Genomic DNA, 18,639 nt, shown 5'->3' on the forward strand with positions numbered 1-18,639 from the left:
GAAAGCATCATGACCACGTCTCCTCGCTCCAACTGGAACTATCCCACCGCCGTGCGCTTCGGTGCAGGCCGCATCTCCGAACTGGCCGAGGCCTGCAAGTCGGTTGGCATGCAGGCGCCGCTCATCGTCACGGATCCCTTCCTGGCGACTCAAGCCATGACGAAGGCGGCGCTCGACCAGCTTAGCAGCGCGGGTCTGAAGGCGGCCATCTTCTCCGACATCAAGCCGAACCCGGTCGAGACCAATGTCTACAAGGGCCTCGAAGCCCTGAAGGCCGGCAAGCATGACGGGGTCGTCGCCTTCGGCGGCGGCTCGGCTCTCGATGCCGGCAAGGTCATCGCTTTCATGGCGGGCCAGAGGCGACCCATGTGGGATTTCGAGGATATCGGCGACTGGTGGACCCGCGCCGATCCCAATGGCATCCAGCCGATCATCGCCGTGCCGACGACGGCGGGCACAGGTTCCGAGGTGGGCCGCGCCGGCGTGATCACTCAGGAAGCCACGCACACCAAGAAGGTGATCTTCCACCCGCTGATGATGCCGAAGATCGTGATCTGCGATCCGGAGCTGACAATGGGCATGCCGCCCCACATCACCGCGGGCACGGGTCTCGATGCGCTGGCCCACTGCATCGAAGCCTATTGCGCACCGGGCTATCACCCGATGGCGGATGGCATCGCGGTCGAGGGCGTCCGCCTCGTGAAGGAATACCTGCCGCGCGCCTACAAGGACGGCAAGGACATCGAGGCCCGTGCACAGTTGATGTCGGCCGCCGCCATGGGCGCCACCGCCTTCCAGAAGGGCCTCGGTGCGATCCATGCCCTGTCGCATCCGACCGGCGCGCTCTACGACACCCATCACGGCCTGACCAATGCGGTCTTCATGCCCTACGTGCTGGTCTATAACCGCAAGGCCATCGAGAGCCGGATCGAGCGGCTCGCCGCCTATATCGGCCTCGAGCCCTCCTTCCAGGCTTTCCTCGACTGGGTACTGCAGCTGCGCAACGATCTCGGCGTGCCGCATACCCTGGAAGGCCTCAAAGTGGACAATGCCCGCTTCGACGAGATGTCCGAGATGGCGCCCAACGATCCGACCGCCGGGGGCAATCCGGTGCCGATCACGAAGGAGAGCGCCCGCAAGCTCTTCGAGGATGCGCTGGCCGGGCGTCTTTGATCCGACGGAACAAACGACAAAGGCACCGCTGATAGTTTCAGCGGTGCCTTTGCTTTGACTGCTCTCGCTGCCTCAGGCGGCGGCCTTCAAGGGAGTCTTGCGCTCGGCCCGGAGCGATTTGAGCGCTTCCGTCCAGCGAACGAGCTCATCGAGCATGGTCGCGGCCGAGGCTCTGTAGATGTCGAGGGGCTTCAACTTGCCGTTCTCGTCCAGGTTCTGGAACACCATCGGCATCGGCACGCCTTCCGGGATCGGCATCATCTTCAGGGTTGTCACGATCTGCTTTGCAACCTGGACCGAACGCAGGCCGCCGGAGATGCCGCCATAGCTCACGAAGCCGACAGGAGCGTAATTCCATTCGCGGGACAGATAGTTCAACGCGTTCACGAGAGCCGGCGGCGGAGCGTAATTGTACTCAGGCGTCACGAACACGAAGGCATCCGCTGCGGACACGCTCGCGGCCCAAGCCTTTGTATGGGCATGGTGATAGTTCTGCTTCATCGGGTGCTCGGGCTCGTCGAAGACCGGCAGTTTGAACGCGGCGAGATCAACCAGAACAGGCTCGAACCTGCCATGCTCGGCCGTATACTCGCTGAACCATTGAGCGATGCTCGGACCGACCCGGCCGGGGCGTGTGCTGGCGATGATGATGTGAAGCTTGGGCTTCATGGGAGATCCTTGATTTGCAATCGGGACTAAGAACACTTAAGTTCCTGTTTGTTACCAAGGACCATTAAGTAACTTCTGGAGCGTTCCGCAAGGAGGCACTTTCATGTCACCCAGTCACATTCATGTGCCCACTGATTGCCGCACCGTAACCGAGATTCTGTCCCGGGTCGGCGACAAGTGGAGCGTCCAGGTGGTGGTCCAGTTGGGCGGCGGCTCCAAGAGATTCAATGAGTTGCGCCGGGCTGTGACCGGGATCTCCCAGCGGATGCTGACCCTGACGCTACGAGGATTGGAGCGAGACGGGCTCGTCACGCGCAAGGTCTACCCGACCATTCCGCCCCGCGTGGATTACCAACTCACAGGGCTGGGTTGCTCCCTGCTCAAGACTGTACGCGGTCTTGGCGAATGGGCGATCGCCAATCGAGATGAGATCTTGGCAGCAAGGCAGCGCTTCGATACCTCAGGCGGAGACGAGCTTGACCGGAAACATTCTGATGCCGCTTAGGCTGCAATCTTGCGTTCCAGAATGTCCCAAAGCGTTTGGTCGCGGAAGGTGCCAATGGTTCTATCAGCGCCGACTTTGGTGAGTTCCGCAGCGCTGAGCCCCGTCAGGACGCCGAAGGAGAACAGCCCCGCCGCCTTGGCGGCTCTCATGCCGGAGGGCGAATCCTCGAATGCGACGGCCTCCTCCGCACGAATGCCGAGCCGCTCCAGAGCCGTGAGATAGGGCAGGGGGTCGGGCTTGCCGCGCTCGACCTGATCGATGGTGATCTTGACCTCGAATCGATGGGTGATGCCCAGAATATCGAGGATATGGGTTGCGTTCAGCAGCGGGGCATTGGTCACGAGGGCAAGCCTGATGCCGCGGGCCTCGGCCCATTCGAACAGTTCGAGCAGACCCTCCAGGGGCTTCAGCTCAAGCGCCAATCGCCGGAAGGCAGCCTCCTTGCGCTCGGCATAGATCTCATGCTCCTCGATGGGCAGATGAGGCAGGAGCGCGGCAAAGATCGACTCGTTGGTGTGGCCGATGATCGAGGTGCGATAGAGATCCTCGTCGATGACAACGCCCTCGGGACCCAAGGTCTGGGCAAAGGCTTCCAAGTGGGCCGGATCGCTATGTACCAGGGTGCCGTCCATGTCGAAGATCAAGGCTTTGAGCATCACATCGTCTCTAGAATATTTTAGCTAAGAACGGAGGGAATAAACCCTTGCGCCCTGGAATACAGCCCGCAGCATTTGCAACCCTGCTCTCATATTTCCGATGAAGTTGCGTCCCGACGTTTCTAAGCGTCTGGGATGACGGCGACGCCGCGCTGCGTGGCGAAGGAGATCGACACGGGAGTGCCGGGCGCAATCGCCTCCTTGCGCCCGTACTGGACCACGAACAGGTTCCCGATCGAGCTCTCCACGTCGTATTCCACCTGCGTGCCGAGATAGGACGTCTTGCGCACGGTGCCGGTCAGCGCGCCGGCCTGTGCGGCCTCGTCGAGGAAAATGGCATCGGGCCGGGCGGCCAGCTTCACAGGCCCCTGGCTCGACCCCCTATGGGGAAGCTGAAGGTTGAGGCCGCCGATCTTCACCTGCGCCATCGGCCCGTCGATGTCTGCGAGATCCCCGGTGATGATGTTGGCGTCGCCGATGAAGTCGGCCACGAAGAGGTTCGCCGGTTCTTCATAGAGTTCGCGGGGCGTGCCGGTCTGGGCGATGCGGGCATTCGACATGACGATGATGTGGTCGGAGACCGCGAGCGCCTCCTCCTGATCGTGGGTCACATAAGCCACGGTAAGATTGAGGTTCTGCTGCAACTCGCGGATGTCCTCACGCACGCGCCGCCGCAGCTTGGCATCGAGATTGGACAAGGGTTCGTCGAAGAGCAGGACTTGCGGTTCCAGCACGAGCGCGCGGGCCACTGCCACGCGCTGCTGCTGTCCACCCGAAAGTTCGGATGGCGCGCGCTTCTCCAGCCCCTTGAGGCCGATGAGCTCGAGCTTCTCCATGGCCATTGCGTAGGCGTCCTTCTTCGGAACGCCCTGGACGGAGGGGCCGTAGGCCACGTTCTCCAGCACCGACATGTGCGGGAAGAGCGCATATGACTGGAACACCATGCTCACGTCGCGATCGGCGGCGGAGAGGTTCGTCACGTCACGCTCGCCGATCAGGATCTGGCCTTCGCTGGCCATCTCAAGGCCGGCGATCATGCGCAAGGTGGTGGTCTTGCCGCAGCCGGAGGGGCCGAGCAGGGTGACGAGCTGTCCCGGATCGATAGTGAAGGAGATATTATCCACGGCCGTGACATTGCCATAGCGCTTCGTCACGTTGCGGAATTCGACGGAAGCAGCCTGCTTCTTGGACGTCGCAGGGCGGGACAGGGAATGGACGGAGGACATCTTGTTCATGGGATCGCCTGCACGGCAACGGGGGAAGGGGCGGCGCTCGCGGAACGGCGCCCAAGGCGCCGCTCGCCCACGGCCAGCTGGATCGCCACGATGGCGAGCAGCATGACGAGGATGAGCACGGTGGAATAGGCGATGGCGAGACCGAACTCGCCCGCCTCGACACGGCCGACGATGTAGGTGGTTGCCATGTTGTACTCGGCGGTGACGAGGAAGATCACGGCGCTGACCGCAGTCATGGCACGCACGAAGGAATAGACGAGGGACGCGACGATGGCCGGCCGCAGCAGCGGCAGCACCACCCGCCGCATGGTGGTGGCCGAACCGGCGCCCAGGGTGAGCGAGGCTTCATCGAGGCTCTTGTCGATCTGGCTCAAGGTGGCGATGCCGGAACGCACGCCCACCGGCATGTTGCGGAAGACGAAGCACATCACCAGGATGAAGCCCGTGCCGGTGATCTCGATGGGCGGCACGTTGAAGGCGAGGATGTAGGACACACCGACCACGGTGCCGGGAATGGCGAAGCTCAGAAGCGTGCCGAACTCGAAGGAACGCTGGCCGGAGAAGCGCTGGCGAGTGAGGAGATAAGCCGTCAGCAGGCCGATGGCGGCCGTGAGTGGAGCCGACAAAGCGGCAACCTTCACGGTAGCGAAGAACGAATCCCAGGCCGAGCCGGAGAAGTAGAAGCCCGAAGCGCCGCGCTCGACACGGAACGCGGTGAGGAAGTGCTCGAAGGTCGGCGTGTAGTCGCGCCCCATGGAGCGCACGAAGGCGCCGACGACGATGATGGCGTAGACGGCAACCGTAAAGAGCGCCCAGGGGATGGCCGTGAAGTAGGACGCGAGAGCGACCCGCCGCGGCAGCGGCAGCGGGATGCCCGCATCGCCCTTGCCTGTGACTGTGGTGTAGACCTTCTTGCCGAGCCAGGCGTGCTGCAGCCAGAAAGCGCCAAGCGTGAAGGCGAGCAGGATGATGGAGAGCACGGCGGCGCGGCCCTGATCCTGCTGTGCGCCGACGACGGCAAAGAAGATCTTGGTGGAGAGCACCTCGTAATTGCCACCTAACACCAGCGGATTGCCGAAATCGGCGAGGCTCTCGACGAAGCCGAGGAGGAAGGCATTGGCGAGGCCCGGACGCATGAGCGGCAGCGTCACAGTCCAGAAGGTCGTCCAGCTCTTCGCCCGCAGGGTTTGCGAGGCCTCCTCGAGCGTCGGGCTGATGCCCTGCACCACCCCAATCAGAACGAGAAAGGCGATGGGCGTGAAGGCGAGAAGCTGCGCGATGAGCACGCCGGGAAGCCCGTAGATCCAGCGCGAACGCGGCACGCCGAACCACTCCCAAAGAACGGCGGAGAGGGCGCCGGAGCGGCCGAAGAGCAGGATCAGGGCGAGACCGATCACGAAGGGCGGGGTGATGATGGGCAGGACGCTCATCACGCGCAGAAGCTTCTTGTACCGGAACTCGGTGCGGGTTGCGATCAGTGCGAATGCAAGTCCCAGGGCCGTGGTTCCGACACCCACGAGCAACCCGAGAAACAGGGTGTTCCAGGCCACGCCGCAGCGCAGGTTGCTCGAAAGGCAGTCGAGGCCCCAGATCGATTTGTCGAGGAACTTCGTGACGAATTCATACGGCGCGAAGTTGCCATTGTTGTCGGCAAAGGCGCTCGCGAGAATGGTCGTGACCGGGAAGAAGACGAAGACGACGATCAGCGCGATGACGACGCCGATCGAGGAGGTGACGAAAGCATCGCCGCGGCACCAGCCGCGCGCTGCGAGGCCGTGACAGAGAATGATGAGGAACGAAGCCGACGTGAGAGCAGCGCCGTAGCCCATGCCGGCCTGACTCGGACCCGGCTCACCGAACAGGCTCCTTAGGATGTCGAGCGTCCATCCGTTGAGGCCGATGGTGAATCCCTGAAGAACGATGAGAGCGAGACCGAGAAGTCCCGACGCAACGAGCCAGGTGGCTTGCCGCTGTTCCGAAGGTCTGGCGACCGGAATCAGGGCCATGACGAGCGGCACGAGGATCGGCAGAAGCCACCCGGCACCGCGAAAGCCATGAACGAGCGCCGATCCGCTGACGAAGTAATCGGCGATGGTGGCAGCACTGGAGCGTTCGAAGCCGTACCAGGGCAGGAGGGCAAATCCGACCCAGCTCAGAACGATCCAGCCAAGGGTTGCCCGTGCCATCTTTATGTTCCTGCCTCAAAGCCGGTGCAGAGACCGACCAGCCATACGTTCAGATCTGAAAAAATTAAGCCTTCGGCGAGGCGTGATCCGCTTCGCCGAAGGCCTAGCCAAGCCGACTATTTCGGCAGGCTCTTCACCTCGTTGTCCCACTTGGACAGGAGACGCTTGCGCTCAGCCGAAGAGCCGTATTTCGCGAAGTCGAAGTTGATCAGCTTGATGTCGCTGAGCTTCGGTGCCTGTGGCGGAACCGGCGTGCTCTTGTTCGAGGGGACCTGATACGACTTGGCGTCAGCGCCGAGCTTCTGCGCGTCCGCCGTCAGCGCCCAGTCGTAGAACTTCTTGGCGTTGTCCATGTTCTTGGCGCCCTTGATGAGCGACATGGAGCCGATCTCGTAGCCAGTGCCCTCGCAGGGGGCGACGACCTTAACCGGGGCCTTGTCAACCACCATCGTCACGATGTCGTGCATGAAGGCGATGCCGGCCGTCGTCTCGCCCAGCGCCATGGCCTTGGCGGGAGCCGCGCCCGACTTGGTGTATTGGTTGACGTTCTTGTGCAGGGCCTTGAGGTACTCGAAGCCTTTGTCCTCGCCCATGATCTGGACGATCGTGGCGAGAAGGGTATAGGCGGTGCCGGAGGAGTTCGGGTCTGCGACCTGCACCTCGTCCTTCAGCTCTGCTTTCAGCAGATCGGCCCAGCACTTCGGCTCGCCGATCTTTTTGGACTGGGCAAGCTCGGTGTTGTAGCCGAAGCCGAGGGCGCCGGAATAGATGCCGACGGTGCGTTGCTTGGACTGCTCCCACTGGCGCACGGCCCAATCCTGCAGCTCGCTCATCTTGGGAGATTTATACTCCACGGTGAGACCTTCCTCGGCCGCCTGCATATGGGGATCGCCGGTTCCGCCCCACCAGATGTCGGCGCGGGGGTTGGCGGCCTCTGCCTTCACCTGGGCATAGACCTCGCCCGCGCTCTTGCGGGTCATGGAGACCTTGATGCCGGTCTCGCGCTCGAAGGCGGTGGTCATGGCGCGGCACCATTCCTCCTGCACGCCGCAATACATGACGAGTTCGCCCTGGGCCTGGGCCGCTCCGGCGGACATGAAGGACAGGGCCGTCACGGCGCCTGCCAGCATGGTTGCCGCAGTGAAAGTCTTCTTCAACGTCATTCTATCCTCCCGTGATGTCATGCTTATTATGCTTAGTTGCTTGGCCGGCTAAGCTCCCCCCATTGTCGCGGCGGGTCAAGAGCCTTGCACCTTCTCCAAAGCTGAATCTTTAGAATGAGATGCCCGCCTCAGGGCTCTTTCGCAATTCCCGTCGCCTGCATCAGCACCTCTGCCAGTTCCGGAGTGCAGGCGAGGACGGGATTGCCCTTGCGAAGACCGTCCTTGGCCAAGAAGTTGTTGGTCCAGCCACCGGCTTCCTCGATGATCAGGAGGCCGGCCAGGACATCCCAGGAATTGATGTGGAGCTCGCAATAGGCGTCGATGCGCCCATCCGCAACGTAAGCCAAGCCCAACGTACCGGAGCCGGCGCGTCGCACATTGGCGCCACCTGTCTTCAGCTTATCCACAGCGGCGATGTAGGGCTCGGGAGGCAGGCGCGACGACCAGCCGGCTTCCACGGTCGCCTGCTTCATGTCGCCCAGGCCGCTCACCCGGATCGGCTCTCCGTTGAGGATCGCGCCCCGACCCCTTTGAGCGGTATAGAGTTCGGCCTGCATCACATCGTAGATCACGCCGATCTCGACCCGGCTGTCGCGCACGAAGGCGATGGAGATGGCAAAATGGGGAATGCCGCGAGCGAAGTTCGCCGTGCCATCGATGGGATCCACCACCCAGACGTCGCGCTCGAAGGAGCCGCCGCCTTCCTCTCCGAAAAAGGAGTCGTCCGGAAAAAGACTGCTCAGGCGGGTGCGGATCAGTTCCTCGACCTCCGCATCCGTGGCGGTGAGAAAGTCCTGCGGCCCCTTGAAGTCCGGCCGTTGCGAGCGCGGTCGCTCGAGAAAGCGCTTGCGCGCTAAAACGCCAGCCTCCCGCGCGATGGCACAGGCGGCGGCAAATCTCATGTCCAGGCTATCGGTCGTCATTAGGGCTGTGTGTCCTTGTGGATCAAAAGCGGTGTCTTCTTTGTTATGAGCCCGTCATGGAGCTTTGGAAGGATGGACAATCGTACGAGGCTGAGGCCTGCCAATGTCCTCATTCCTCTGTAAATTGATCTTTCTTAGCCGGCTCAAATCATTTACGTTACAAACTAACCAGTTCGGAATCCTACTCTCGTCGAATGCCCCAAACCACAAAAGATGAACTCAGCCAAGTCGCAGCGCTTCCCTTCCGCATCAAGGACGGGAAGGTCGAGGTGCTTCTCGTAACGTCACGTGAGACCAAGCGCTGGCTGATCCCGAAGGGCTGGCCCATGAAGGGCAAGAAGCCTCACAAGGCGGCAGCGCAGGAGGCGGAAGAGGAGGCGGGCGTCAAGGGCGAGATCAAGAATAAGCCCCTCGGCTTCTATGACTACTGGAAGCGCCGGGCTGCGCATTTCGACTTGTGCCGCGTGAACGTCTACCCGCTTGAGGTTTCCAAGCAGCTCAAGTCTTGGCGCGAGAAGGGCCAGCGTCAGGCGCAGTGGTTCGAGGTCGAGGAGGCTGCCCATCAGGTTCTCGAGCCGGCGCTCGCGGAACTCATTCGAAGCCTGCCCGAACACGTCTGACCTTGCGCCCTGAGGAGGCAGAGGGCAGTTTTTGCAGCCCTCAAGGGAACGCAAAGCCCTTCAAGAAGTCTTTCCTGTGACGAAAGCGGTCAAGCGGCGGAGCTTGGCCATTTCCAGACATTTGAGGGAGGCTTCCATGAAGGCGCTTGTTTGGCACGGCACCACCGACATCCGTTGCGACTCGGTTCCCGATCCTCAGATCGAGCATCCGCGCGACGCGATCATCAAGGTGACGAGCTGTGCCATCTGCGGCTCGGATCTCCATCTTTACAACCATTTCATGCCTGGTATGAAATCCGGCGACATCATGGGCCACGAAACCATGGGAGAGGTCGTCGAGGTCGGCGCAGAGTCGAAGGGCAAGCTGAAGGTGGGCGACCGGGTGGTGATCCCCTTCACCATCATCTGCGGCGAGTGCGACCAGTGCAAGCGCGGCAATTTCTCGGTCTGCGAGCGCACGAACCGCAACGGCCACATCGCAGCCAAGGCCTTCGGCCACACCACGGCGGGTCTCTTCGGCTACACGCATCTAACCGGCGGCTATCCGGGTGGCCAGGCCGAGTACCTCCGCGTGCCCTTTGCCGATGCCACCCACATCAAGGTGCCGAACAGCCTCTCCGATGAGCAGCTGCTTTTCCTCAGTGACATCTTCCCCACCGGCTGGCAGGCTGCTGTGCAGTGCGACATCGAGCCGACGGATACGGTGGCGATCTGGGGCGCCGGCCCGGTCGGCCAGATGGCGATCCGCAGCGCCATCCTGCTCGGCGCCAAGCAGGTCATCGTGATCGACCGCGTTCCCGAGCGCCTCGACATGGCGAAGGCCGGCGGCGCCATCACGATCAATCTCGATGAGGAGAGCGTCATCGAACGCCTCAACGAACTCACCAACGGCAAGGGACCCGAGAAGTGCATCGATGCCGTCGGCATGGAGGCGCATGCGACCGCGACCATCGATTCCATGTATGACCGGGTGAAACAGGCCACCATGATGGAGACGGACCGTCCGCATGTGCTGAGAGAGATGGCGTATGTCTGCCGCCCGGCGGGCACGCTCTCGGTCCCAGGCGTCTATGGCGGTCTCCTCGACAAGATCCCCTTCGGCGCGATCATGAACAAGGGCCTCACGATCCGCACGGGCCAGACGCATGTGAATCGCTGGACCGATGATCTCCTGCGCCGCATCGAGGAGGGTCAGATCGACCCGTCCTTCGTGATCACCCATACGGTGCCCCTCGATCAAGGTCCTGACATGTACAAGATCTTCCGCGACAAGCAGGACGGCTGCATCAAGGTCGTTCTCAAACCCTGATAGGTGAGATCATGCGCTACGAAACTGAAAGAACGCGCCGTCGTGGTCATGCCGACACGGCCACCGACACCTTGGCCCGTGGTCTTGGGATCTTCTCCATCGCCTTTGGCATCGCTGAGATTGCGGCACCGCGCTCCCTGGCGCGGGCGCTCGGCATGAAGGGACAGGAGGGCCTGATCGCAGGCTATGGCGTGCGCGAGATCGTCACCGGCATCGGCATCCTGGCATCCAAGGATCCGACGCCCTGGATCTGGGGCCGCGTGGCGGGCGACGGGCTCGATCTCGCAACGCTGGCGACCGCGCTCGAGGGCAGGAACCCCAAGAAGGGTAATGTCGGCATCGCCATGGCGGCGGTGGCCGGCGTGACGGCGCTCGACTTCTACTGCGCCCAGACGCTGAGCCGCGAAAGCCCGCACCCGCTGCCGCCGATGCAGGATTACTCCGACCGCACGGGCTATCCTCGTGGCATCGGCCAGAGCCATGGCGCCGCGCAGGACTTCGAGGTGCCGCGGGACTTTCGCACGCCCGAAGCCATGCGGCCCTATTCGCAGCCGCAGGCGCCGCAGCGTCCTATGCCGTCCATGTAAATCCGCATGGCAAAGCCGCAGGTCTTTACGATCGGGTATGAGGGAGCGGACGTGGACCGCTTCCTCACCACCTTGAAGGATGCCGGTGTCTCGACGCTTGCCGATGTGCGCGCCGTCGCGCTCTCCCGCAAGCGCGGTTTCTCGAAATCCGCCCTGCGTGATGCCCTGGCCCATCAGGGCATCGGCTACCAGCATTTCATCAAGCTCGGAACGCCGAAGGAGGGCCGCCAGGCGGCACGTGCCGGCGACGGAGATCTGATGCGCCGGATCTATTGCGACGAGGTTCTGGCCACCGAACCGGCCCAGGAGGCCCTTCACGAACTGGAGGCGTTGGCTGGAGCCCAGCCGATCTGCCTCCTGTGCTTTGAGCGCGATCCCGCCAACTGCCATCGTACTGTGCTGGCGCAGCGTCTTGCCGGGAAGGGTTTCGAGATAGTGGATCTGATGGTTCTCTGACGCTAAAAGAAGAATGTGCAGAGAGAGGTTGGGGCAATCATGAATGGAGTCGTTACGGCGGTGAGCTGCAGCTCGAGCCACAGCTTCAGCAAACCCAACCAAGGTTCCATTCGTCTCCTGGCAGGCTTGGGCGTGGAGGGCGACGCTCATCAAGGTACGACGGTCAAGCACCGCTCCCGGGTGGCGAAGGATCCGAGCCAGCCGAACCTGCGGCAGGTCCATCTCATTCACGCGGAACTGTTCGATGAACTGGAAGCCAAGGGCTTCGTCGTATCGGCCGGCGAGATGGGCGAGAACGTCACCACGCGCGGGATCGACCTGCTGGATCTTCCGGCCGGTGCGCGCCTTCTCCTCGGCGGGAGTGCCATCGTGGAGATCACCGGATTGCGCAACCCTTGCGTCCAGATCGACCGGTTTCAGAAGGGGCTTATGAAAGCGGTTCTGGATAAGGACAGCCAAGGCAATCTCATCCGCAAGTCCGGCATCATGGGCATCGTGCTCGAAGGCGGTGAGGTCAGGCCGGGAGATGCTGTCCGGGTGGAATTGCCGGCTGGAACGCGCCGACCGCTCGAGGTCGTGTAAATCCTTCCAGGAGCCCTGAAACAAAAGTGCGGTTGCCAAGTTGAACGAACTGCACTACTTTGCGCCCAGGTTTCAATTCTAGAAAGGGAGGACTGCATGGCTTTTGTGTGCTTGCTGAACGTTCCTCCCGTGTCCAAGCCCTAGGCTGGACCAGGCGGGGCTCCGAGGCCCGGCAACCCTTATCAAGCTTTCCATATCCATGATCGTCGAGCGAAGTCAGGCGCCGTAAGCCGCCGTTCTGCTGTCGCTCCTCGAAATTTTTCGGGAGAGGCATGCGCTCCAGGCGCTGCCTGTTCGCCTCCATGAACCAGAAGACGAAGAGCGGGGATGCGACCCGCGACGTACTGAAATTCACGTTCCGCCACTGGCGCGCGGAGCCGCGCTATGTGGCACTGATCGCCGTCACCATGATGGTTTCGACGCTTGCCGACGTGTTCATGCCCGTCTTCGCGGGGCAGCTCGTTGATGCCATCGCCATGGGCGGGAATGACCGTGATGGTGCTTTGCATGCGGCGCTTGTCGCTTTCGGCTTCATGACGGGGCTCGGCCTGCTCATGATCGTCATGCGGCATCTCGCGTTCTACGGCATCGTGGAGCTGACGCTGCGCGTCATGGGGCGCGTGGCGCAGGATGCGTTTGCCCGCGTGCAGCGCTTCTCCACCGATTGGCATGCCAATTCCTTCGCGGGCTCGACCGTGCGCAAGATCACCCGCGGCATGTGGGCGCTCGACCTGATGCACGACACGCTTCTGCTCGCGCTGCTGCCCTCGCTCACGGTGCTCGCCGGCTCGATGATCGTGCTTGGCCTGCGCTGGCCCGTGATGGGCCTGGTCATCGGGGCGAGCGCGCTGGCTTACATCGTGATGACGGCCCTGCTCTCAACCCGATATGTGGCACCGGCAGCGCGCCTGGCGAATGCCTGGGATACGCGGGTCGGCGGCACCCTGGCCGATGCCTTGAGCTGCAACCCGGTCGTGAAGGCCTTCGGCGCGGAGGCGCGGGAGGACGCGCGCCTGACATGGGTGCTGAACAAGTGGCAGAAGCGCACGAGCCGACTCTGGCAGCGCGGAACCAACAGCGGCACCGTGCAGTTCATCGCGCTGCTCGGCATCCGCGCCGCGATCATCGGCACGGCGATCTGGCTGTGGTGGGAGAACCGGGCGACGCCGGGCGACCTTGCCTACGTGCTCACCACCTACTTCGTGATCCATGGTTACCTGCGGGACGTGGGCATGCACATCAACAACCTGCGCCGCTCCGTGAACGACATGGAGGAACTCATCGACATCCACAGGGAGCGCGTCGGCGTGCCTGATCGCCCCCACGCGAAGCCGATCCGCGTTTCGCGCGGCGAGGTCGCATTCGACCGCGTCACCTTCCACTACGCCGGGCACGACACGCCGCTCTACCGGGATCTGTCGCTGACGGTGCAGGCGGGCGAGCGGGTCGGCCTCGTGGGGCCATCGGGTTCCGGCAAGACGACGCTCGTCAAGCTGATCCAGCGTCTCTACGACGTGACGGGCGGCGAGATCCGCATCGACGGGCAGAACATCGCCCAGGCGCAGCAGGCGTCGCTCCGCTCGCAGATCGCTATCGTGCAGCAGGAGCCGATCCTGTTCCACCGCACGCTCGCCGAGAACATCGCCTATGCGCGGCCCGGCGCTTCCATGGCGGAGATCGAGCGGGCGGCGCGGCTTGCCAACGCCCACGACTTCATCATGAGCCTGCCCAAGGGCTATTCCACCCTCGTTGGCGAGCGTGGCGTCAAGCTCTCGGGCGGCGAGCGTCAGCGCGTGGCCATCGCCCGCGCGTTTCTCGCCGATGCGCCCATCCTGATCCTGGATGAGGCGACCTCCGCCCTCGACTCGGAGTCGGAGGTGCTGATCCAGCAGGCGATGGAGCGGCTCATGGTGGGGCGGACCTCCATCGTCATCGCGCACCGGCTCTCGACGGTGCGCGCCCTCGACCGCATCCTCGTGTTCGACAAGGGACGGATCGTGGAGGAGGGGGATCATCTCAGCCTCTACCGCAGAGGCGGCCTCTACCGCCGCCTGTGTGACCACCAGGGGCTGGATTTCGCCAGGGCTCAACGGCCCGACATGGCGGCCGAATAGGCCGATCTGGACAACGGACCCTCAGGCTCATAAGGAAAATCGCATGTTCGAAGTCAAAGATATCTCCGTCTCCGACAACAAGCGTGACTTCTATGCCTCGCTCGCTCAGCAGCTCACCGGCCTCCTGGAGGGCGAGCGGGACATGATCGCGAACGCGGCCAACATGTCGGCGCTGATCTATCAGTTTCTGCCCGACCTGAACTGGGCCGGGTTCTATTTCATGCGCGGACCGGAGCTTGTCCTGGGCCCCTTCCAGGGCAAGACGGCTTGCGTACGCATCGCGGTTGGGCGCGGGGTCTGCGGCACGGCGGTGGAGCGCCAGGAATCCATCGTGGTGGCGGATGTCCATGCCTTTCCGGGACACATCGCCTGTGACAGCGCCTCCCGGTCCGAGCTCGTCGTGCCGCTCATCAAGAACGGGCAGGTGCTGGGCGTTCTCGATCTCGACAGCCCGCACCCCGATCGCTTCGACGAGACGGATCGTGAGGGTTGCGAGGCGCTCGTGCAGATCTATCTCGCCGCGTCCGAGATCGCCTTGTAGCCTTTCAGCATGTCGTCCGCCTATATCGACACCTATTACAGTCGCACCGCGGCAACATCGGAGACCTATCCTGCTGCAAGCGGCCGGATCCAGGCGGATGTCTGCATCGTCGGTGGTGGGCTCGCCGGTCTCACGGCGGCGCTGAAGCTCGCCCGCAGCGGGCGCAAGGTCGTACTCCTTGAGGCGCAGCGCGTAGCCTGGGGCGCGTCAGGGCGCAACGGCGGCTTCGTCTCTGCGGGCTATGCGACGGGACTTTCCTCCATCGAGAGGCGCGTGGGCAAAGCTCAGGCGCATGAGCTCTTCCGCCTGTCGATGGAAGGCGTCGAGATCGTTCGCGACACCATCGTCGGACCCGGCATCGAGGACGCTCGGCTCGTATCCGGCATCGCAAAGGCGCTGCGCTACGACTCGCGCGGAGCCCTGCATGCTGCCTGTGAGAGCCAGCAGCGCGAGTTCGGGTTGAAGCTACGCTATCTTCCCCGCGACGAGGTGAGAAGCCTCTTCGTCTCGAAGAAGTATCATGAGGCGATCCTTGACGAGGGTGCCTTCCATTTTCACCCGTTGAACTACGGACGCGCGCTGGCCCGCGAGGCGCTGCGCCTGGGCGCTGCAATCCATGAGCACTCGCCCGTGATCTCCGTCGACCTGGACGGCGCGCTCAAGATCGTCCGCACGAAGGAGGCGGAGATTGCAGCCGAGCATGTGGTGTTCGCGACGGGCGGCTACACGGGCGCCGTGCTGCCGGCGTTGAAACGCGCCTTCCTGCCGATTGCCACCTATGTTCTGCTGACGGAGCGCGCGCCGGACCTGGTGCAAAGCGCCATCCGCACGCGGGCCGCCATTCTCGATGATCGCCGGGCAGGGGATTACTACCGCGTCGTCGATGACGGCAGCCGTATCCTGTGGGGCGGGCGCATCACCACGCGCACGACCGACCCGCGCGATATAGCGGCCCTGCTCAGGCACGAGATGGTGACGACCTATCCGCAACTGGCCGATCTCAAAGTCGAGATCGCCTGGTCGGGCCTCATGTCCTATGCCCGCCACCTGATGCCGCAGATCGGTCAATGGAAGCCGGGGATCTGGTACTGCACGGCCTTCGGTGGGCACGGGATGAACACGACCGCCATCGGTGGCACGGTGATTGCGCAAGGCATTTCGGGAGAGAGCGACCGCTACCGTCTGTTCGCACCCTTCGATCTGGCATGGAATGGCGGCATCCTGGGCCGCGCCGCGGTTCAGCTCACCTATTGGGGCTATCGGGCTGCCGATGCGGCAAGGGAATCTCGTTCCCGCTGAAAGCAGGCGCTGGTCGCATCACATCTTGGCGGCGGAGGCGACGATCCAGAGGCAGCTGATGCTGAAGGCAAGCCCAATCAGATTCATCAGATAGGCCAATGTATCATTGGCCGGGTGGCGTTTTCCCGAACGATCCATCGTGCTTCTCCAGGAGCCGAGAGGTCTTGAAGTGGGGATAAGGCCTAAGCTTGACGGTTGTCTAGATGGTTAATGCCGAATTCCTGTGAACGTGGGTGCAGCTGATCGGGGCGGACCGATCGGCTGCCATATCGTCGATCGCATCAAAAAAGATGGTATGTAATAAAATTAATGTCTCAGAGATAGAAGTCGCTCTTCGACAAAGCCGAGAGCCCGAGAACATTGATGGAGAAGTCGGCGACCTTGTCGCCGTTCACATCGCCGGCTACGGCACCATCGGCAAAACGCAACTCTCCAGCCTTGCCGTGAAAGGCATTGCTGCCGATGAAGGTGAAGGCCTGATCGCCTGCGGATTTCGTGCTGGCGTCGATGCTGCGCAGGTCGATATGATCGGAGCCGCGACGGAAGTCCTTGATCGTGTCCATCGATGAGCGGCGCGAGTCGCTCAGAGCACGGAAGACGAAGGTATCCGCTCCGCTGCCGCCGATAAGGACATCCTTTCCGGCTTCCCCGAAAAGTTTGTCCTTCCCTGAACCGCCATCCAGCACATCGTTGCCGCTACGCCCGAAGAGCGTGTCGTTGCCCGAGCTGCCCTTGATCTCGTTGGCTGCTCCATTGCCGCGAAGATTGTCGCTGTAGGCACTGCCGATGAGCCACTCGATGCTTGAAAAGGAATCGCCGGCAGCATCGCCGCGGTTGTTGGCTTTCGTCAGAAGGTCGGCCACGACTCCCGCTTTCGCGGTGCTGTAGCTCGCGATATCCGTGCCGGTTCCACCGCTCAGCACGTCCTTCCCACTGCCGCCGATCAACACATCGTTGCCGTTCAGACCATAAAGCTTGTCGTCGCCGGCATTGCCGCGGAGCGTATTGCTGGCAACGTTGCCTTTGATCGTATCGCTGGCCGATCCGCCATAGGCGTTCTCGACCAGGGAGCGCGTGTCATTCTGATGGAGAAGGGAATTGGCGATATTGCCGGTGGCGAGCTTCGACCCTTCCCAATGAAGCTTCGCACGCTGCTCCTGCGAGGTGATGGTCCACGCGCCGGGCTGGAGATCGATGGTCAGGGCTGTCGTGTAGTTGGTGAAGCTGTAGGTATCAGCACCGCCGCCGTCCCACACCGTCAGGAAGATCTGATTGCCCCCGGGCGCCCCCTGCCCAATGCCATCGATGAACATCTCGCCGGTGGTCGGGCTCCAGGAATAGGTCGTGTTGCCGCTGTTGGTCTGGTAATTCGCGCCGTAGATATGCTGGAGTGCGGCAATGTCGTACATCATGAGCGACTGCGCATAGCCCCAGGTCTCGTTCATATAGCCGGTGCTGGTCGAGGCGCCGGCATAGGAACGGTAGCTCATCACGGTGTTTTCCATGCTGTCGTGCGACAGGGGCATGACGTTGCTGCCCTCATGTGCGTGCTCGAGCCCGAGGGCATGCCCGATCTCATGCACGATGGTGAGGTAGGCATAGTTGCCCTTCTCGGGGCTCACGTAGTTCCGGCTTGAATTGTTGACCCACACATCGCCGCCGGTTGAATCCGAGGTCGGAAAGTAGGCCCAAGCAGTCCCGGGAACGTCTGATTGCGCGAAACGCAGATCGGCCGATGCCGCACCTGCTCCGGTGCTCTCCTGGAATGTCAGGTTGCTCACTGAGGAGAAGAGGTTCAAGGCCGATCGCGTGATCGATTGCTGGGTGCCGTTGAAGGAACCAAACCCTTTGGCAGTCTCGCCATCTCCATATAACGCGCCATACGAGAGCGCAGAGTCAGGGAAGCTATATGTCAGATCGCTCGGCACCCATTTCAGATTGCCGAGGATGGAGTCGATATAAATATTCCCAGTAGAGTTGTAGCTTTCGACAGCGGGCATTGCAGTTCAATTTTGTGATAAAGGCGATAAATGCGAAGTTAATCCCGAAATGAGGCGCCTGCAGCACTGCGGCTTACGCTGTGATTTCAAAGACAATCACTGAATAAACATTGCAATGGATGCGCCAAAAATGGGCATGACGAAGCGTTACAACAGATAAATACCGATCATGATGCTTGTGCCCCAGTGCGAGAATGCTTTTGCTTGGATTGTCTCGCGAAAAGATATCGTTTGAATGGTTATTAAAAGATTAGGAGAAGGACTAAAAGCAAAACTGCTTGAATTTTGCCCTTTCTGACAATGTGCCGCACCGCAACTGTTAGGGCTTCTGGCCAAGCTTTGTTTGTTGGCGAAGGGCTGACACAGGCCCGCAACTTGCCTGTGCTACGCACCTTCCTCAAGGGCACCAAGTTGCCCCTCTGTCTCATGGAAAATTTTGGTCCAGGGCAAGAACTTCAGGCTGACCGAGACTGAAGTGTCCTCATGGCACCTTTGGTGCGCTTGCCCTCACCGGTTCTGCCACGGGTCGCGATTGCGTCCTGGGCCAGGAGCCGAATATCCTCAAGCCGCCATTCCTCGCTCAGCCAAGATCTGCCGACGATTTTGAGGATCTTCTCTAGA

17 protein-coding genes are annotated in these 18,639 nt (G+C 62.1%); 10 read left to right on the forward strand and 7 right to left on the reverse strand.

Translation table 11 applies throughout. From position 1 onward, the window contains the following. Nucleotides 1-9: 9 nt before the first annotated feature. A complete protein-coding gene (locus ILT44_RS18950) occupies nt 10-1,173 on the forward strand; it encodes an iron-containing alcohol dehydrogenase (protein WP_204241177.1) in 1,164 nt (387 codons plus the stop codon). Nucleotides 1,174-1,245: 72 nt separating this feature from the next. On the opposite strand, the gene ILT44_RS18955 is transcribed toward ILT44_RS18950, so the two are convergent. Next, entirely contained in the window at nt 1,246-1,842 is a 597-nt protein-coding gene (locus ILT44_RS18955; RefSeq protein WP_204241178.1) for an NADPH-dependent FMN reductase, read from the reverse strand. A 103-nt stretch (nt 1,843-1,945) separates the two neighbouring features. On the opposite strand from ILT44_RS18955, the gene ILT44_RS18960 reads away from it, so the two are divergent. Then, nucleotides 1,946-2,347: a winged helix-turn-helix transcriptional regulator gene (locus ILT44_RS18960; RefSeq protein ID WP_204241179.1), complete on the forward strand. Its 402-nt coding sequence runs from the start codon at nt 1,946-1,948 to the stop codon at nt 2,345-2,347. On the opposite strand, the gene ILT44_RS18965 is transcribed toward ILT44_RS18960, so the two are convergent. From ILT44_RS18965 to ILT44_RS18985, 5 genes are all read right to left on the reverse strand, one after another. After that, nucleotides 2,344-3,003: an HAD family hydrolase gene (locus tag ILT44_RS18965; RefSeq protein ID WP_204241180.1), complete on the reverse strand. Its 660-nt coding sequence runs from the start codon at nt 3,001-3,003 to the stop codon at nt 2,344-2,346. The genes ILT44_RS18960 and ILT44_RS18965 overlap by 4 nt on opposite strands. Nucleotides 3,004-3,125: 122 nt before the next feature. After that, nucleotides 3,126-4,229 carry an ABC transporter ATP-binding protein gene (locus ILT44_RS18970; protein WP_239468378.1) on the reverse strand — a complete coding sequence of 368 codons (1,104 nt, stop codon included), beginning with the start codon at nt 4,227-4,229 and terminating at the stop codon, nt 3,126-3,128. Nucleotides 4,230-4,234: 5 nt separating this feature from the next. Beyond that, nucleotides 4,235-6,424: an ABC transporter permease gene (locus ILT44_RS18975; protein ID WP_204241182.1), complete on the reverse strand. Its 2,190-nt coding sequence runs from the start codon at nt 6,422-6,424 to the stop codon at nt 4,235-4,237. 116 nt (nt 6,425-6,540) lie between these two features. Continuing rightward, complete coding sequence (locus ILT44_RS18980) at nt 6,541-7,581, reverse strand: ABC transporter substrate-binding protein (protein WP_504739443.1); 1,041 nt, start codon at nt 7,579-7,581, stop codon at nt 6,541-6,543. Nucleotides 7,582-7,715: 134 nt separating this feature from the next. Then, complete coding sequence (locus tag ILT44_RS18985) at nt 7,716-8,510, reverse strand: inositol monophosphatase family protein (protein WP_204241184.1); 795 nt, start codon at nt 8,508-8,510, stop codon at nt 7,716-7,718. A 194-nt stretch (nt 8,511-8,704) separates the two neighbouring features. On the opposite strand from ILT44_RS18985, the gene ILT44_RS18990 reads away from it, so the two are divergent. The 8 genes from ILT44_RS18990 (at nt 8,705) to ILT44_RS19025 (ending at nt 16,018) form a co-directional block, all read left to right on the forward strand. Beyond that, nucleotides 8,705-9,130 carry an NUDIX hydrolase gene (locus ILT44_RS18990; protein ID WP_204241185.1) on the forward strand — a complete coding sequence of 142 codons (426 nt, stop codon included), beginning with the start codon at nt 8,705-8,707 and terminating at the stop codon, nt 9,128-9,130. 136 nt (nt 9,131-9,266) lie between these two features. After that, on the forward strand, nt 9,267-10,439 hold the full coding sequence (locus tag ILT44_RS18995; protein ID WP_204241186.1) for a zinc-dependent alcohol dehydrogenase: 1,173 nt from the start codon (nt 9,267-9,269) through the stop codon (nt 10,437-10,439). Between the two features lie 11 nt (nt 10,440-10,450). Continuing rightward, nucleotides 10,451-11,026: a hypothetical protein gene (locus ILT44_RS19000; RefSeq protein WP_204241187.1), complete on the forward strand. Its 576-nt coding sequence runs from the start codon at nt 10,451-10,453 to the stop codon at nt 11,024-11,026. A gap of 6 nt (nt 11,027-11,032) precedes the next feature. After that, nucleotides 11,033-11,482 carry a DUF488 domain-containing protein gene (locus tag ILT44_RS19005; protein WP_204241188.1) on the forward strand — a complete coding sequence of 150 codons (450 nt, stop codon included), beginning with the start codon at nt 11,033-11,035 and terminating at the stop codon, nt 11,480-11,482. Nucleotides 11,483-11,521: 39 nt separating this feature from the next. Next, nucleotides 11,522-12,064, forward strand: a complete 543-nt coding sequence (locus ILT44_RS19010) for an MOSC domain-containing protein (RefSeq protein WP_204241189.1) — start codon at nt 11,522-11,524, stop codon at nt 12,062-12,064. A 272-nt stretch (nt 12,065-12,336) separates the two neighbouring features. Continuing rightward, a complete protein-coding gene (locus ILT44_RS19015; protein WP_204241190.1) occupies nt 12,337-14,178 on the forward strand; it encodes an ABC transporter ATP-binding protein in 1,842 nt (613 codons plus the stop codon). Between the two features lie 43 nt (nt 14,179-14,221). Next, on the forward strand, nt 14,222-14,719 hold the full coding sequence (msrC, locus tag ILT44_RS19020) for a free L-methionine (R)-S-oxide reductase MsrC (RefSeq protein WP_204241191.1): 498 nt from the start codon (nt 14,222-14,224) through the stop codon (nt 14,717-14,719). Nucleotides 14,720-14,728: 9 nt separating this feature from the next. Next, nucleotides 14,729-16,018, forward strand: coding sequence for an NAD(P)/FAD-dependent oxidoreductase (locus ILT44_RS19025; RefSeq protein WP_204241192.1), 1,290 nt, complete (start codon nt 14,729-14,731; stop codon nt 16,016-16,018). Between the two features lie 314 nt (nt 16,019-16,332). Here the strand turns inward: ILT44_RS19025 and ILT44_RS19030 are convergent, their stop codons facing one another. Continuing rightward, the gene (locus tag ILT44_RS19030; protein ID WP_204241193.1) at nt 16,333-18,018 is read right to left on the reverse strand and encodes a M10 family metallopeptidase; all 1,686 of its coding nucleotides are present in this window, start codon (nt 18,016-18,018) and stop codon (nt 16,333-16,335) included. Between the last annotated feature and the right edge of the window lie 621 nt (nt 18,019-18,639).

The organism is Microvirga arvi (genome assembly GCF_016892765.1).
In the GTDB taxonomy this organism is placed as follows: Bacteria; Pseudomonadota; Alphaproteobacteria; order Rhizobiales; family Beijerinckiaceae; genus Microvirga; species Microvirga arvi.